Here is a 17,095-nt window from a genome sequence, read left to right on the forward strand (position 1 = left end):
TATTTTAAGTGTAATTTTAGATAAACAATCACTTTCATGGGTTAAAATAGAAACATATTAGGATTAGCGAGCCAGAAGGATGCTACCTGACTTACTCATCTGATCATCCGGACACTTAAAGACAAAATAGTAGATTCCTTCCGGAACAGGAGAGCCATTAGAGTTGCCGTCCCAAACGCAATTATTATCGAATGGTGCATCAGCCACTTTAATGTTTCGGCCTTTTGAATCAAAAATGTAAACCTTACATCCGGCAACTGGATCGTTAGCGGGATCAGCAATATTGGTGGGAAGAGTATTGAGGATTTCCCAGCAATCATTCATCAAATCACCGTTAGGAGAGAAGGTGCGCTTTGGTCGTATATTGTCAAGGACAATTTCGACTTGCGTGGAAACGTTGCATCCACTTGCATCCACTCCTAGTAAGGTAATTATTGTTGATGGTTGGTTAGGGTTTACTGTAACTGTCTGAGCGGTTGAGTCACTCATAATGTCATTGGGTCTCCATCTTACTGTAGAAATATCAAGATTTAGTGCATTAAGGTTTACGAAATTTTCCTCCTCGAGTGTGATAATATCGGGTGTGCTAAAATCACTTAACTCAATATCGACGTTGGATGGGAAATTGCGTACCAAAATACTATCCCTAACTATACAATTAACCCCGGTTACGACATCAGCTATAGCGTATACTGAATCGATTCCAATTGGAATACTTAAGTTAATGTTATCTGAGGTCGACACATTGGAACTGATTATGGTATCATTCGAGGCTTCTGCGTTTCTTAAAGACCAGCTATAACTGCTTATTCCACTACCTGTAACTCCGATACTTATCACATCTGCCTGACATTTTTGAACACCATCTGCCTCATTAAAAGTTAAGGATGTAGGAGGGTCTGATGCAGTAACAGCGATCTGAGTAGTACCGACACAAATATCTGTTCCTAATGGTCCAGCATAAACTTCTGATGGATCATAGTTTGTATTCAGAATAACGTTATAATTTCCAGCGGTCGTGAAAGTAAAATCAAGGTCCTGAGTTGTGGCTGTATGAATAACGGCATTCCCATTATCTACATCTTCAACGACCCATTCATACTCCAAAGTAAAGCTACCCTGACCAGTAGAGGCCGAGGTGAATGACGTAAGAAAATCAACACAGGTTTCCGTTGGGCCATCGGCTACAGAATTGGGTAATGCAATAGAATTTATCGTATATGTTGCGGTTTCCGTTAGACAAGTATTTACATCCGTGACTTCTACTGTGTAATCGCCACCTTGATTTGTTGAGATCGAAGCTTGATCGCTCCCTGTCCCAAAATCCGTTCCGTTTAGTTGCCACTCATAAGTAAAGTCACTTGTAAAGTCCGGCACCTCTAAAGACACATTTGTCCCTGCACAAAAATTGTCCAGATTGTTGTTGATGATTTCAAGTAGGGGAGGTTGACTCACTTCAACATCGATTGAAACTTCACTACTCGAACAGCTGCCAGAATTTTGAACACGAAGTGTATAGGTGCCTGCGTCTGAAGTCGAAATTGAGTTTAGTACGACTGTGGCAGATGTTTGAGTGGATCCATCAGGCAGTGTCCAAAAATAATTTTCAAATGTTGTGGTTGTACTTAGTGTTACATCATCACCTGCACACTGAACTCCTCCGAGAGGTGTGATGGCAGGTGAGGCTGTCACCGAACCCGCGATCGTATATACTTCTGTATCAGTTTGAGCGGCGCAAGTTCCATCCTGATTGATTGTCACTTGTATTGTGGTGGTAGCATTGGTTGATAGCTGGAACGTGGCTGAATTTGTAGTGCCAGTAGAGAAACTAGCTCCGCCAATTAGGTTTGTGTTACCAGTGACCGTCCAGTCATACGTTGCTCCTGGTGAGGCTGTTGCTGTAAGTGTAAATGTTTCTGGGTTGGAACAAAACACACCGCCGCCACCTGGCGTGGGTGAGAGTTGTGGAACCACACAGTTTCGATTTAGGATTATCGCTAGATTCCCAACCTCTGAAGTTTGAACACTTTGGGTGTAGGCTAGGTCTGGTTTGGCATCTCCATTGAGATCTCCACTAGCTATAAATAAAGTTGTACTGTTTGTGGAAAGTACTTGTTCATTCCCAAACGAGATAGATCCTGATCCAGTATTTTCAAAGATGTAAATATCGCCGGTAGCATTCGAACTTGCTATATCTAGCTTTCCATCTCCATTGAGATCAGCTAGTGTTACGCCAGATGCGGCACTCCCGGTCGTTGTGACGTTGTTAGAAGTACCAAAATTGATTTGGCCAGTTGTGCTTTGGTTTTCAAAAACAGATATTAAACCTGTGTTACGGCTGGTGGCAACTATGTCATTAAGACCGTCACTGTCAAAATCTCCAATAGCTATATCCGTATTTTGTCCACCATTGGTGACTGTCTCCTGTAATTCGAAATTAAAATTATCTATTGAGCTTGTATTTTTGAAAAAATAAATACCAGTATTACTTTCTCTAAAGGTTAATGTAACAACATCTAAATATTCATCATTATTGAAGTCGGCGACATCTAATATTCCGGTTGACTCTCCTGTCGCTGTTCCTGCAATCTCCACCGCATTATCAAACGCAAAACTTCCAGTGTTTTTGAATATATGGAATGTGTTATCATCCGATAAATTGCCAACAACTAAGTCAGCAATTCCATCTCTGTCCATATCAGCTATATGTATTGATCTTGGAGTACGTTGATCGCCTCCAGAAGTGGTTGGAAGAAAAAGGGAGGTATCATCCTCTTCTGAAAATGTAGCTGAACCGTCATTACTATAAACATACACGTCTCTGGGGTTGGTGCTTAAGTTTGAAGTAAACGCCAAATCATTGTCTCCATCGTTATCAATATCTCCACACGCCACCGAGTTGAATCCTGATTCATTGATACTGTTATTTAAAGTTTGATCCAATTGAAAATCTGTCGGCCCGGTGAAAGCGCCTGTTCCTGTTGTATTGTTTAAAAAAATAGTAACCTCATTTTGACTGTCATTATTTGATAAAACCGCATGTACTATAACGATATCATTTTTATCGTCACCATTTAAATCACACATACATATATCACTGGCGGCTTGTTCAGTCGTGGATATGTCATCGTATTCTGCATCATAATTAGAGATGTCTGATCCACCAAAGCTGATAAAGAAATGCTGACTTGACTGAGTAACAAGACCATTGTTTAAAACAATGATAGAAGATTGAGTTGCCCCGGCTGGAACTGTGACTTCAATCAGATTATCGGAGATGACATTCACACCTGAAGCTTCAACACCACCAAAGAAAACTCTTGGAGTACCTGAAAGATTGGAACCGGAAATTGTAACTGTTTCACCGAACTCAACATTGGTTGGTGTAATGTTATTTACAAATGGTTTTTGTGCTACGAGCACAATTGGAATAAAAAGGAGTATGGTAAATATCTTTCTCATCATTCAGTTACTTGAAGTACCCAAGCTTTAGAAAGCTTAGGAATTTTTCTGAATTCATCTCGTTTCGATCGTGTCTGATTTAAGCTTCCAGATTCATATACAACTACATAGTAATAACCTCTGCCGCTGTTGAATCCAACAATAGTGTCATGAAATCCCATCTGAAATAATTCATCACTATAATCTTCAGCATGCTGAAAAACCTCAAATGCCCCGGCAATTACATAGTTACCGGCAGGAAGCTCAAGCAAGTGATTACCTCTCTTCGTAACCATATGATCATCAGAAGCACCTAACTCCTCATGAGTTCTAAAATCTTGCGTCAGTTGAGGATCACCTTTAGCTACTTCGTCATGGTGTTCTTCTGTAAGTTCTGGATTATCAACAATTGCAGCCGCTTGTGCCGTGTTTATTGCTTTATCCCATTTCACAATATGTTCAATACTTCCATCTGGATTGACTTTATCGTATTTTATACCGACCTCTTTAGAACCATCAGGCAAGGTTCTTTCTAGGTGCCCATCTGCTGCGACCGAAAGACCGGCCGATTCGGCTTTTGGAACCCAGCTGATCACCACATTTTTTCCTCCAGTAGCATCCGGCTTTTCTAATCGAATTCCTGACTCTTCTTCACCAAATTCATTAACACGAGTAAGCTCTCCGTGCTCTTCTTGATGGTCCCAATCATCTGCCTGTTTTGTTGGTACTTCAGCTTGAGGTTCTGGGTCATCAAGTACAGTTGGAGTAGCTATGGATAATGCATCTTCATCTGACTGATCAGGTCTACTCTGTTGCAGAGCAGCTAACTGTTTTTGTCTTTCAAGCTCAGCTTTTCTAGCTCTTTCTTCGGCTGACAATCTATGGCTTTTGATGAAAGATGACACATGTTCAGCATGATCCTTTTTGGTACCAAGGTGATATCCCAGGTTTACTTCTAAAGTAGGACCCAGCTCAGATGATATGTTTGAATTTCCCAATTCATAAGCAAAACCTACCGCAAACTTCTCTTTGATTTTTGCTCCCGCAAGCCCGATTATGTTAGCATCTTGACGATAAGAGGCACCAACCCATACTATATGATATAAATGAGCAATCAAAACGCCTTCATATTGGTGAGGAACAACGGTACTGAATCTATATATAACGTGTGGTTCGAACGCAAAATCATCACTGATATGACCTCTATAATTCATTTTAAAAATCGCATTATCAGTAGGTGAGAATTGTATATCTGCGACTTCTTTTTGAGTAATGGGGTTGTAGCTAAACAAATTCGGTAATGAAATTCCAACATTGAAATGACCAAAATGGTAAGCAACGCCTACATCGCCAATAAAAAAGGTTGACTGATCAAGGAAATTTTCAAAAGCGGGATCTCCTGGAGAATCGAATTCAGTAATATTAACTGAGTTGATACCAGCTCCCAATGACATGCCAAATCTCAGAAAGTGAGTTCTGTCAATATTTATAAGGTAAGATGCAGACCCCTTAATTGCAGAAGTTGAAAGGAGACCTTGAGTAACATTAAATGCAGCTCCGCCTATTGCTATTCCTCCCTCTAGCGGAACATGAAAGCTTGCATGAGATATCTGTGGTGCACCCTCTACATTTGTCCACTGATCTCTATACATGACGAACATTGCAGCATGTCCTTCAACACCCGCATATGCGGGATTGTACATATAAGGATTCATGAAGAATTGGTTATAGACCTGTGGCTGTTGCGCCTTGACTGAGAAAAACGTTAGAATAAAAAAACCGACTATGCACGACTTTAAAATTCTATTAATACAAACCATCTTGGGGAGAGTTAATCGTTTCAAATGTTGATGATTTCTTGATCTAAACCCTAAATTAGGGAAATTATTGCATTTTGCACTACCCGTAACAAATATCTCAATCAATACTAATCCTCAAAGGAGTTTAAATCATCGAATAGTCAAACAAAATCCAGTACATAAATAGATGTAATGCCTTTGATTATGTATTATTACATTGCTTAATGAGTTGCTTTATCTATGAAGTTATTACTATCAATTTTCTCAATCGTACTATTTTCCTCAATTGCTTATGGACAATATTGGTTCGGGCCAAAAGTGGGGGTAAGCTATATTGATCACGTTTATCAGGATAAGACATACGAACGTGACTCATTTAATGTAGATCCTAACTTGAATATTCAAATGGGTGTGGCCCTAAGCTACTCTGCATCAGACCGATACTCTGTTTATGGAGAGTTGGTTTATGAACGCATTGGAAAAACGCTTAGAGATAAAGGTTCAGATGGAGAAGCAGTCTATTCGAATATGACTAATCACTTTATTTCAGCTCCGATAATGTTGAGGATTACTTTAGGTAAAGTGCCCTTTCACTACTTTATAAATGGGGGGCCAAGATTGAGCTATTGGGTAGGCGGAAAAGGAGTTCATGATCTTGAAGCTTTTGAAGAGAACCCGCCAGTAGCGGATGATGATGGAAATCCACTTCCTGTTGAATACAAATTGAAGTTCAATTCTGATAATGCATCACCCGATGATTTTGCAACCGCTTTTGTTAGTAAGCCTAACAGGTTGCAATTTGGTTTGACTCTTGGTGGCGGAGTTTATTTTGATCTAGCATCGGGAAGCAGATTAATGTTAGACTTTAGATATACATGGGTGCACAGCAATATGGCTACTAATTCAAATAAGGATACCAACCTTATAAGAGGTTCGTCTGGGGACTTAGATTATTACCGAGAAAATATGGAATACTACCATAATATTGCCACTGTAGGAGTTGCCTATTTGTTCGGATACAATAGTGAGTTAAAGAGGAAGGGAAAAAGTACTAATAAGGAAAGTAATAAAAAGAAGAAATAATGTAACTATTTAAAGTTAAATGGTATAAAAGCACGGTCTTTTATTGATTTATTCCTACAATTAGCTTCAAATATCTAACTTAACATTCTAGCCTGTAAAATCTACTCACTGTGGTAAAAGCATTCTTAAAATTCTTAGGTGGAGAGCATGGAGAAGAGAAGCAAATGTTGCTCTTGCTCGGTAAGGGTTTTTTTATGGGAATTCTTTTAGCCACTTACCAGATTGGTGCAGAAACACTTTTCCTTAGTGTTTTGGGTGACGAGTTTTTAGCAGACGCTTTTTTTTCCGCAGGCGCGGCAGGTATTATTACGACTGCACTCTTTGTGTACTTGCAGAGGAAAATCAATTACTCAACACTTGTGCTTTCCACAACATTCCTGATTTTACTTTTTATAGGAGGTCTTAGAGTGGCTTTTGAATTTGTTGGCTATGACGCGAGTATCTCTGGCCAATTTCAGTTATTACCTTTTATTCTTTTTGTAATGATTGGCCCGGTGACCTCACTAACTCTTTTGGGTTTTTGGGGAGTTTTTGGCAGAGTTTTCGATCTTAGGGCTAGTAAGAGAATAATAGGAGGGATCGATACCGGCCAACTGATGGCTACCATGATAGCTTTTTTTAGCATTCCGCTTCTGACGGCAACTATTATCAATGCAACTTATGATCTGCTTTTCGTTTCTGGAATTGCGGCACTTGGAGTTTTTGTATTCACATTATTGTTAGTGATAAACTATAACCTTAATAAGGCTACTAAAGTCATGGAAGGAGAAGAGGTTGAGAAGATCAACTTTTTCAGTTTGATGAAGGATAAATATTTAAGACTTCTTTCCATCTTCCTAATCTTCTCTATGGGCTCAGCGGTGTTTATGGACTATACTTTCTTGAGCGCCACTGAAACAATGTATCCAGATGAAAAAGATTTGGCTAACTTTTTGTCATTCTTCTCAGGACTAGTAATCGTTTTCTCATTCCTTATTCAAAGTTTCGTTAATGATATTATCATTGGAAAGTTTGGCTTGAAGGTTGCGCTAATGACCATGCCCTTAATATTGATCTTATTCACAATAGGTGCAATAATTGTTGGACATATTTTTGGTTACGAGATCAAAACGCCTGAATATATCATGTTCTTCGTGTTGATTTCAGCTGGCAAACTATTTACTGCTGCGCTCAAAGATGCTTTGGAAAGCCCCGCATTTAAACTGTTTTTTCTTCCATTGGACATTAAAATACGATTTGATATTCAAACCAGAATTGAAGGAGTTGTTAATGAAATAGCTGTTTTTGTGGCAGGAGCCGCGCAAATGGGATTAGGGCTCCTAGTCTTTTTTAAGCTAATTCACTACTCATACTTTGTTCTAGCATTAGCGGGTGGTATTATATATATGTCTGGTAAATTATTCGAAGAATATAAAAAGACACTTAAAAAGACGCTAGAAAAGCAGAAAGCTGGCCTAGAAGGTGAGGGGAAAAGGAATAACAAGAATACGCTCAACATTCTAAAAGAAGAGGTCTCATCAAAAGATGTAAATAAGGTGTTAAATGCCTTAAAGCTTTTTGAAAAGTTAGAACCCATTGAATTTGAATTTGCCTTACTCGATCTTCTAAATCATAGATCTCCAATTCTGAGAGGTTTTGCTTACCAAAAGCTAGGAGATCGGCTTTGTTGGGAAGCAATTGAGATAGTTGAAAAAGATATTAAGACAGAAGGAAACGAAGATGTGCTTAAAGTAGCTAACATCTGCTTTAGCAAATTAAAAGAAGCCTCTGACTTTCAATTAACAGATGTAGCGATAAAAGAATTAGTCAGGTCCACTGAATCATCAGAAAGAGAGAAAGCTGCTAAATTGTTAGCCAAAGTAACTGAGGATAGACATATTGCCTTTATAGTTGAGCTGCTTAGGGATATTAATCCAAATGTACGCTCTGCAGCTATGATTTCAGCTGGTAAGGTAAGGCGGCCAGAACTATGGCCTATTTTGATTGAAAACCTGCACCTTTCAACTTACGGAAATGTTGCAATGTCTGCTTTGAAAGCTTCTGGTGAAGCCGCTTTTCATACAGTTGATACAGCGTTCTATAAGACAGGCCAGTATCATCCTACAATGATTAGAATTATTCAGGTTTTAGGAAGAATAGGTGGGCGTGGAGCGACTGAATTGCTATGGAAAAAGATAGATTTTCCTGACAGGAAAATAGTTTCACAGTTACTTCTTTCATTAAGCTATATAGGATTTGTTGCTAGAGACTTTCAGGCTGCCAGGATAAAAATTGCGGTCGAAGGGGAGATAGGAGATATAGCTTGGAATATTAAATCCACTCAGGAAATTCCTGATGAAAGCCCAATTGATCATCTGATAAAGGAGGCAATGATTGAAGAAGATATTAAGAATTATGATAATATCTTCATGCTTTTGGGTATGATTTATGATCCGCAAAGTGTATTACTAGCTAAAGAAAATATCCAAAATGGAACCTCGGAGAGCATCACTTTTGCTGTGGAAATGATGGATATTTTCGTAGAGGAGGAATTAAAACCAAAACTTCTTCCTGTTATGGATGAACTTAAACTTCCAGAACGGTTAGCTAAACTTCAAAACCACTACCCACCAGAAGATTTCGATTCATACGAAGATTTGCTTCTTCAAATTATAAACAGAGATTACAATAGAATAAATCGATACACAAAGTCATTGGCTATGTATCGTTTTAGCCAACTAAGTAGTCATGTTACCGCAGACTTAATTGCCAATTTGTTTAATCCCGATCCACTTCTTTTACAAACAGCGGCATTTGTTATGTATAACATAAACAAGGAGTCATATCATGAGCATACCAAGAGATTAAGACCGGCAACAAAGAAGGAACTTGACAAAGCAATTCTCCCACCGATATTTAGAAGTGAAGATGAAGAGTATCATCAAAAGTTGCTCTTAATTGAAAAGGTAATTGAGCTTAAGAAGAATGAGATGTTCAATAGAATACCTGGTGAACTCATCACCTATATGGCCGAGAGTCTAGAAGAGATTAGAGTCAAACTTGGATCAACAATCATAAGAGAAGGAGATAGCGGGGTGGAGCCAATGTACATAGTATTAGAAGGAGCAATTGATATCTACGAAGGAGATCACAAAGTGGCAGAAAGAGAGAAGAGAGGAGTATTTGGTGAGAAGAATATTACTGAGTCGGATACATTCACATTTACAGCTTTAGCAAGAACTGAATGCACATTATTGATGATGAGGAAAGAAGAACTACTCAATTTGATGTCTAAGCATATTGAAATTCTTGATTGCTGGATGGATATCATGAATGGAGTAATTGACCAAGAAGAACAAGAGATTGTTGATGTTTTATTTGGATGACATTTCGATGAACGTCCTTTGAAGAGTATGAAAAATTAAGTTTATTCACTAGTAGTAAAGCCTAAATCGCACCAATGAGCACCAACCGCACTATAGCATTAATCTATTCTGAAGCAGACGATGCGATGATAGAAGGTGGCGTCAAAGGATGGGTCTCAAACTTTCATAAGTTTTTATCCACATTGATGTACCAGATTACGAGAGAGAACCCTGAGATAAAACTTGTAACAGAATCGAATTTCTCAGCCGCAGAGTTGGATGATTATAATGTAATTCTTACAGTCTTGACTCCAAATCTGGTGAAAGATAAGGTTTTAGTCAGCGCATTAAACGCTCATTGTAAAAAGCTTAAAACAAGAGGAGGTCTAGTTGCTGATGGCGTAGCTAGAATTTTTAAAGTCTTAAAACGTCCTTTTGATCCAGATGAATACCTTGAAGAATTAGAGGATTTACTTACATATGATTTTTACCTAGTAGATCCATTAACTGGTGATCCGCAAGAATTCACACGCTTTTTTGGTAGTGACGCAGAGAGAAGCTATTGGATGAAACTTGTCGATATGGCTTACGATATAAATCATGTGCTTCATGCCAAGGAGATAGAGGAAGGAAGTGGTACTTATGAGACAATTCCTCGTGAGAAAACAGTATATCTGGCAAGTACAGGAGTGGACATGGTGATTCAGAGAGATATTATCAAAAGGGAATTAATCAGGCATGGATACAAAGTTTTACCTGATCATAGTTTACCGAAAGAAGCCAAGGCATTGGACCGTATGGTGAGAGATGATTTGGATAGGTGTCGATTATCTATTCACTTGGTTGGCGAGGATTATGGCTATAAACCTCGGGGTTCCGAGCTATCAGTAGTTGATATGCAAAATAGAATTGCTTCAGACCATACTTACCAGATGGTGGAAAAAAATAAGAAGTCAAAAGAAGGTGAGAAAGAACTGTTTAGCCGTTTGATTTGGGTATCTCCAGATCTCAAAAACGTAACTGAACGTCAAAAAATATTTATTGAAGACCTCAAAAGTGATGCAGCAGCACTTGAAGAAGCTGAGGTATTACAAATATCTCTTCAGGAGCTAAAAGCAATTATAAGAGAGGAACTCGTCACTGGAGGTAGATTTAATACAAGAAGGAATATCAAGGGTCTTGACACTGAAAAGAAGGATGATAAGACTAAGATGATATATCTGATTGCTGATAAGAGAGATGTTAGTGACATCGACGACATCCAATCATATCTCAAAAAACAAGGCTTTAATGTTGTATCGCCAAGTTATGAGGGAGATTTGGTCGACTTGAGATATATTCATCAAGAAAATCTAAGAAGGTGCGATGCATCAATTATATACTTTGGTCAAGCAACAGAAGATTGGATAAAGACCAAATTGCAGGACCTTTTAAAAGCTCCTGGATTCGGCCGTGAAAAGCCTTTGACGGCAAAAGCGGTTTACTTCAAGGGACAGAAAGAGGTGGATATGGAGCATTATAAGAAAAATAATGCCATGGTTTTGGGTAATAACGGAGGGACATTTACTCCTGAACACTTAAAGCCTTTTCTAACTAAAATAGAAAGCTGATGAGCGAAAAAGAAATTGATATACAGGGTCAAGAGACCCAAGATATCGTAGACATTACCCAATTAATTAACCCATTTCCAGGGCTAAGGCCTTTTGGAATAGAGGAGAGTCATCTTTTCTTTGGACGAGAAGGTCAAAGCGATGAAGTACTTGTCAAACTCTCGGAGAATAAATTCGTGGCTATTCTTGGAGCTTCCGGTAGTGGTAAGTCTTCATTAATGTTTTGTGGATTGATACCAACACTTTATGGAGGTTTCATGACAGAGGCAGGATCCAACTGGAGAATTGTGGTAACACGTCCGGGAGGTGGACCAATTGATAACCTCGCAGAAGCACTTCTAATAAGGGATAAAGAATTTTCAAATCTTGGGGATGAAGACAAGCTTATAAGGAAAACAATCATCAGTACTGTACTAAGAAGTAGCTCATTAGGATTAGTGGAAGTTGTTCGTCAATTAAAGACAGATGACTTTCAAAATGTATTGATTTTAGTCGATCAATTTGAAGAGCTTTTTCGATATAGAAAATTGGAGTCGGCAACATCGGATCTGGACGAATCATCTGCATTTGTAAACCTACTCCTTGAGGCTATTCATCAATATGATGAACCGGTTTATATAGCATTAACCATGCGGTCCGATTTCATCGGCGAGTGTGCTCAGTTCCCCGACTTAACGCAGATGATTAATGATTCTCACTATTTGATTCCTCAAATGACACGGGATCAAAAAAGAACAGCTATCGAAGGACCTGTGGCAGTAGGAGGAGGTAAGATTGCCCCACGACTTACCCAGCAACTCCTCAACGATGTAGGTGATAACCCTGATCAGTTACCTATTTTGCAGCATGCCCTCATGCGTACATGGTCATATTGGACTGAGAATAGAAAAATTGGAGAACCAATAGATCTAAGGCACTACAATTCGATTGGTACATTGAGAGAAGCTCTTTCAATGCATGCTAATGAAGCTTTCGATTCATTAAGCAAACGTGAAAAAGAGATTTGCGAGGTAATGTTCAAAGCACTTACTGAGCGTGGATCTGAAAATCAAGGAATTAGAAGACCAACAAAGCTTGCAACTATCGCAGCGATTGCTGGAGTAAATGAAGATGAAGTAGCAAGAGTAGTTGAGCGATTTAGAGAGCCAGGAAGATCTCTTTTGATGCCTCCATTTGGTGTTAGACTTGAATCTGAAACCGTAGTAGATATTTCGCATGAAAGTCTTATGCGTATATGGGTTCGATTGAAAAGATGGCTTGATGAAGAATCCAAAGCCGCGGAAATGTATTTGAAACTTTCTGAGGCTGCTGAAAGATATCAAGAAGGTAAAGCAGGATTATGGCAGATGCCTGACCTCCAACTTGCTCTAAACTGGAGAGAAGAAAACAGACCGACCCTTGTTTGGGGTCAACGATATAACCCTGCGTTCGAACGTACAATGGTGTTCTTGGAAACCTCCGAGAAAGCCTACCTGACAGAACAGAGAAATAAAGAAATTCTTCAAAAGCGTCAGGTAAAGCGGATGCGAACTACTGCTGTTGTATTGGCAATAGCTGTTTTAGTATCATTAAGTTTCTTGATTTTCTCATTTATCAAAGCAGATGAAGCTGAGAAGGAAGCGGAAAAAGCAAGAATCGCCCAGGCTGAAGCAGAAGAATTAAGAGATAATGCGGTTAAACTGCAAGAGGCTGCTCAGGAATCCGCTGCTGAAGCCAAGCGCCAAGAAGCCCTCGCATTAGATGAGAGGGATAACGCTGAAAGGGCAACAGAGCAAGCGAAAATCAATCTTGCGGAAGCCAAAAGGCAGGAGGCTTTAGCTCTTGACGCTCAAAAGCAAGCTGAATCAGCTAATGCAGAGGCACAGAGACAAGCTGATGAAGCTAAAAGGCAGGCTGATATAGCAGCTGAAAACGAACGTCAAGCCACAATTGCTAAAGACAATGCAGAAAGATTGAGATACCAGGCTATTGCTCAATCTATGGCGATTAAAGCAAAGAATATTCTTTCCGAAGATCAAGATCAAGCAGAACTGAAAGCCATTGTTGCTAGGCAAGCTTATCTCTTCTATGAGGAATATAAAGATGAAGGAAAGGATTATAATGGTGACATCTACGCTGGTATTTATACAGCGCTTCAAGGGCTCTATGAGCGCGAAGCGGTAAATAATGGGCTACTAACAATTAAGGGAGATTCCATCTTTAATCAGTATCATAAGCCAGTAGATCCGAACTCGGATAATACCATAGTTGCAGTACGCTCGGTGGTATATTCAAAGGATGGCAAATACATGTACTCGGCGAATGCAAACGGTGAAGTCATTAAGTGGAATGTTGAGAGTAGAGCTTGGAATTTGATATTCCAGAATGACGATGTAGCTCGTGTGGTTAATATTAGCCCTAATGAACAATACTTAGCTCTCGGAACTGATCAAAATAACATCTTAATATTTAATGTTAATAATATTAATCAGGAGCCAAATAAAATTAGTGGTCACTTAGGGGGAACAGTCTTTGACCTAATGTTCCTACCGGATAATTCGGGATTCATTTCTGTAGGAGCTGATAACAGGATTTTGAGAAGCGACTTTAGATCCTCTACGGAGCTCGCAAAGTCGACAACCAAGATTAATAAGATTGCACTTTCACCTGACGCTCGCACACTAGTTGGTGGTGGAGAAGATGGCAATGTTTACATATGGGACTTGACTGATATAGGAAAAGGTGTAACAACACTTATTAATAAATCAGAGGAGTCAGTAACCAATACGAAGACAAATCGAGCAATCAAATCTGTCAAGTTTAGTAATAATGGTAAGTACCTAGCCTACGGAAGTGAGGACGGAAGATTGGTGATTTGGGATATGGAGAAAGACGCTCAAGTACAGCCAATTTTGACAGGTTTCAGAGCTCCAATAACAGATATCGAATTCAGCCCGAACGATAGGCTTGTTTTGGGTACTTCTACAAACAGTCAAGTACGCGTTTGGGATATGGAGAATTTATTCGATCTCCCAATTGTATTGGAAGATTACAAAGGAGTACGTGATCAAGGTTGGGTTTATGATGCTGACTTTAGTCCGGACGGCAATTACTTCGTCACTGCAGCAGGAGATGGAAATATTAGACGGTATCCTACAAAAGCAGACGATATGGCCGCAGAAATATGCACACATATTACTTTGGGTAACATGTCTGATAATGAGTGGAGGCAATATGTTGGAGGAGATATTCCGTATGTAGAAACTTGCGAAGGAATGCCAAAAAGAGGAACAGTTCAGTAATATTTATCTATGAAGAAACACCTAATCGCTATTGGGCTATCCATTTGTACCTTTTGGGTAGCGGCCCAATCGTCTTCCCAATGTGCGCGAGCTCTTACCCAGGCAGAGCTCGCTTTCGAGCAAGGAAGGCTTGCTGATATTATCAATAATTACAATAATCAAAGCAGTGGATTTACTAGATGTCTGAATCAAGGGGCATTTTCAGTAGATGAAGAAGTAAGAGCATATAAACTACTAACTAAAGCTTACTTGTTTCAAGATGATGAACAGAAGGCTGAAGATATGTTTGTTAAGTTACTGAAAGTTGATAAAGAGCATCAACTTGCTCCAGAGGATCCAGCCGAACTCTACTTGCTAAAAGCTAAATTTCAAACGGAACCAATATTACGTGTTGCTGTTAGGGGAGGCTTTAATAAGACACTTCCTAAAGTCATCCAAAACTTTAATACCTTCCAAGCAGGAAATAAAAGATACAATGAAAAAGGTAATGATACTGGTTTAGGAGTTGGTTTTTGGATAGAAGCTTTGGCAGAGAGACATATCACCAAGGGAATAGAAGTTGGAACGGGACTTCAATATCGAATTACTACTTATGAGATTGAAGGAGAAATGATCGAAAATGATCTCAATTACGTCGCAAAAAATACCAGTAGTATGCTACGAGTTCCTTTACTTGTGCGTTATAGCCTTAACTATGATAAGAAAGATTCTGATGGAAAAAGAGTTGGTTTTTTGCCTTACATATTTATCGGTGGCTCATTTGACCTTACATTAAGTGCCAAATATGTGGACGCCAGAAGAACCGGAGGAACTGCCTACACCTTACCTGCAGGCAGTGATGATCTAAAATCTGCAGATCAAGTCCGCTCATCAAATATATCTATAATCGGAGGTCTAGGCACTAGATTCAGAGTCGGTAGATCCAAAGTCGATTTTTTCGCGATCGAATTACGATATGATAATTCATTGCTTAATTATATTAATCCCGATAATAGATGGGCCAATGAAGATTTAAATTATGGTATCGGCCATGTTGAAGATGACTTAACAATTAACACAATTTCTATTTCAGTTGGGTATACACGATCGCTATACATTCCACGAAAACGTAAGCAGTACCGTTAAAAATATGAGAAACTCAATAATCATAATCTTAGTTGCCTTTTTGGTAGTCTCATGCCAAATAGAGGATGATAATGCACCAACTCCAGATGAAGCATATATAAAATACTATGGAGATCTCACCAGTTTCGAAGCTCGCGATATCGAAATCGTGTATGATCAAACTGGGGAAATAGCAGAAGGGTTGGTTGTGTTTGGTATGAGAACAAATGAGTCTGGAGATGATGATTATTTTGTGCTCAGGACTGATCTGGAGGGGAATTTTGTTGACTCAGTTTATTTTGGTTTTGAAAATGCCACAGATAGAGATTTTACAGGAGACGGTATTCCTGATATTTTCAAAGGCGTGGAGAGAGCGGGTCAAATTCATTCAATACCAGGTGGGGGGTTCATTACAATAGGAACTTCTTCCATTACAGAAACCGTGCTGGACATATCTGACTTTCAAATTTTGACAGTAGGTTTTCTTGATGCCGATCTCAATCTGCAAAATGATACTTTGCTTGCATTAGTTTCGGAGGTTGATAATGTTGAATTGGATTTGATTGGAAATGATGTCATAGTCTTATCCGATGGATCTCTACTACTTGCCGGAGCAAAAGAATTTGATCGAGGTGGTGGTGTAACTGATTTTGATAATTATTTTCTCAAATTCAACTTTACTGATGGAGTTATTTTTGAAAACACGCAAGGAGTGGCTGGAGAAGACGAAAATGACATTTTAGTTAGGGCATTCGAAAAAGCGAGTGGTAACATTGTGTTGATTGGCTATAGCAATTCTCCTAGTTTGTTGGGTGAAAACGAAGGAAATAACGGAACGAATGCTTATTATTTGGAAATTTCGCCCAATGGGACACCGGTTAATTTCGCCGCATATGGATTCGAAGATCCAAACTCAGATGTGGTTTTTAACGAAAATGTGAATAACGTTATTCAAACCTCATCTGGATATTCGATAGTTGGAACTTCAATGACTTCTCAGAACGAAAATTTCTCATTTGTTATGAATCTTAGCAATAATGGGATCTACCTGAGTGGTTCGAATCATCTTGTTTCGACTTACAATGGTGAAAATAATATTGTGCAAACACAAGGATTAGGAGTCACACAGGCAGCTAATAATGACATTGTTATGGTAGGTCAGTATGAGGCTTTTGTTAGTGGCAACTTGTCAAGAGGCGGAGAAGGAATGTTTGTTAAGTTTGATCAAGCAGCAAATCCGATAGCTGGTGCTGAATCATTTTTTGGGCTCGCCGATGGTAATGACAGTGTAGTAGACGCAGTAACTTTGCCGGATGGTAAAATTGCCGCAGTAGCAAATGTTGATTTTGGTGGTGGTGTTAAATTGATATCAATTATCAAGCTAAACGACAATGGTTCACTTGATTAATCTTTGAAAAATACAATTTAAACCA

8 protein-coding genes are annotated in these 17,095 nt (G+C 39.1%); 6 read left to right on the top strand and 2 right to left on the bottom strand.

The genetic code is table 11. The annotated features are described in order from the left end of the window. Window positions 1-63: 63 nt before the first annotated feature. The gene (locus tag ACL8WY_RS00035) at window positions 64-3,465 is read right to left on the bottom strand and encodes an FG-GAP-like repeat-containing protein (protein WP_436516175.1); all 3,402 of its coding nucleotides are present in this window, start codon (window positions 3,463-3,465) and stop codon (window positions 64-66) included. Continuing rightward, the gene (locus ACL8WY_RS00040) at window positions 3,462-5,261 is read right to left on the bottom strand and encodes a PorP/SprF family type IX secretion system membrane protein (protein WP_436516176.1); all 1,800 of its coding nucleotides are present in this window, start codon (window positions 5,259-5,261) and stop codon (window positions 3,462-3,464) included. Before ACL8WY_RS00040 ends, ACL8WY_RS00035 begins: the two co-directional genes overlap by 4 nt. Window positions 5,262-5,480: 219 nt before the next feature. Between ACL8WY_RS00040 and ACL8WY_RS00045 the strand changes: the two genes are divergently transcribed. The 6 genes from ACL8WY_RS00045 (at window position 5,481) to ACL8WY_RS00070 (ending at window position 17,070) form a co-directional block, all read left to right on the top strand. Next, entirely contained in the window at window positions 5,481-6,323 is an 843-nt protein-coding gene (locus ACL8WY_RS00045) for an outer membrane beta-barrel protein (protein ID WP_436516177.1), read from the top strand. Between the two features lie 110 nt (window positions 6,324-6,433). Further along, window positions 6,434-9,688 (top strand): cyclic nucleotide-binding domain-containing protein, encoded by a 3,255-nt coding sequence (locus ACL8WY_RS00050; RefSeq protein ID WP_436516178.1) that lies wholly within the window; start codon window positions 6,434-6,436, stop codon window positions 9,686-9,688. Window positions 9,689-9,762: 74 nt separating this feature from the next. Then, window positions 9,763-11,277: a DUF4062 domain-containing protein gene (locus tag ACL8WY_RS00055; protein WP_436516179.1), complete on the top strand. Its 1,515-nt coding sequence runs from the start codon at window positions 9,763-9,765 to the stop codon at window positions 11,275-11,277. After that, complete coding sequence (locus ACL8WY_RS00060) at window positions 11,277-14,558, top strand: nSTAND1 domain-containing NTPase (protein ID WP_436516181.1); 3,282 nt, start codon at window positions 11,277-11,279, stop codon at window positions 14,556-14,558. Before ACL8WY_RS00055 ends, ACL8WY_RS00060 begins: the two co-directional genes overlap by 1 nt. A gap of 9 nt (window positions 14,559-14,567) precedes the next feature. Further along, window positions 14,568-15,683, top strand: a complete 1,116-nt coding sequence (locus ACL8WY_RS00065) for an outer membrane beta-barrel protein (protein WP_436516183.1) — start codon at window positions 14,568-14,570, stop codon at window positions 15,681-15,683. A 4-nt stretch (window positions 15,684-15,687) separates the two neighbouring features. Next, window positions 15,688-17,070 (top strand): hypothetical protein, encoded by a 1,383-nt coding sequence (locus ACL8WY_RS00070; protein ID WP_436516184.1) that lies wholly within the window; start codon window positions 15,688-15,690, stop codon window positions 17,068-17,070. The last annotated feature ends 25 nt before the right edge of the window (window positions 17,071-17,095 follow it).

Origin of the sequence: Ekhidna algicida (genome assembly GCF_051379705.1) — a bacterium.
In the GTDB taxonomy this organism is placed as follows: Bacteria; Bacteroidota; Bacteroidia; order Cytophagales; family Cyclobacteriaceae; genus Ekhidna.

Bases quoted from the DNA above. Each gene is read 5' to 3' on its own strand.
- ACL8WY_RS00035 (WP_436516175.1), bottom strand. From the start codon at position 3,465: ATGATGAGAAAGATATTTACCATACTCCTTTTTATTCCAATTGTGCTC.
- ACL8WY_RS00040 (WP_436516176.1), bottom strand. From the start codon at position 5,261: ATGGTTTGTATTAATAGAATTTTAAAGTCGTGCATAGTCGGTTTTTTT.
- ACL8WY_RS00045 (WP_436516177.1), top strand. From the start codon at position 5,481: ATGAAGTTATTACTATCAATTTTCTCAATCGTACTATTTTCCTCAATT.
- ACL8WY_RS00055 (WP_436516179.1), top strand. From the start codon at position 9,763: ATGAGCACCAACCGCACTATAGCATTAATCTATTCTGAAGCAGACGAT.
- ACL8WY_RS00060 (WP_436516181.1), top strand. From the start codon at position 11,277: ATGAGCGAAAAAGAAATTGATATACAGGGTCAAGAGACCCAAGATATC.
- ACL8WY_RS00065 (WP_436516183.1), top strand. From the start codon at position 14,568: ATGAAGAAACACCTAATCGCTATTGGGCTATCCATTTGTACCTTTTGG.
- ACL8WY_RS00070 (WP_436516184.1), top strand. From the start codon at position 15,688: ATGAGAAACTCAATAATCATAATCTTAGTTGCCTTTTTGGTAGTCTCA.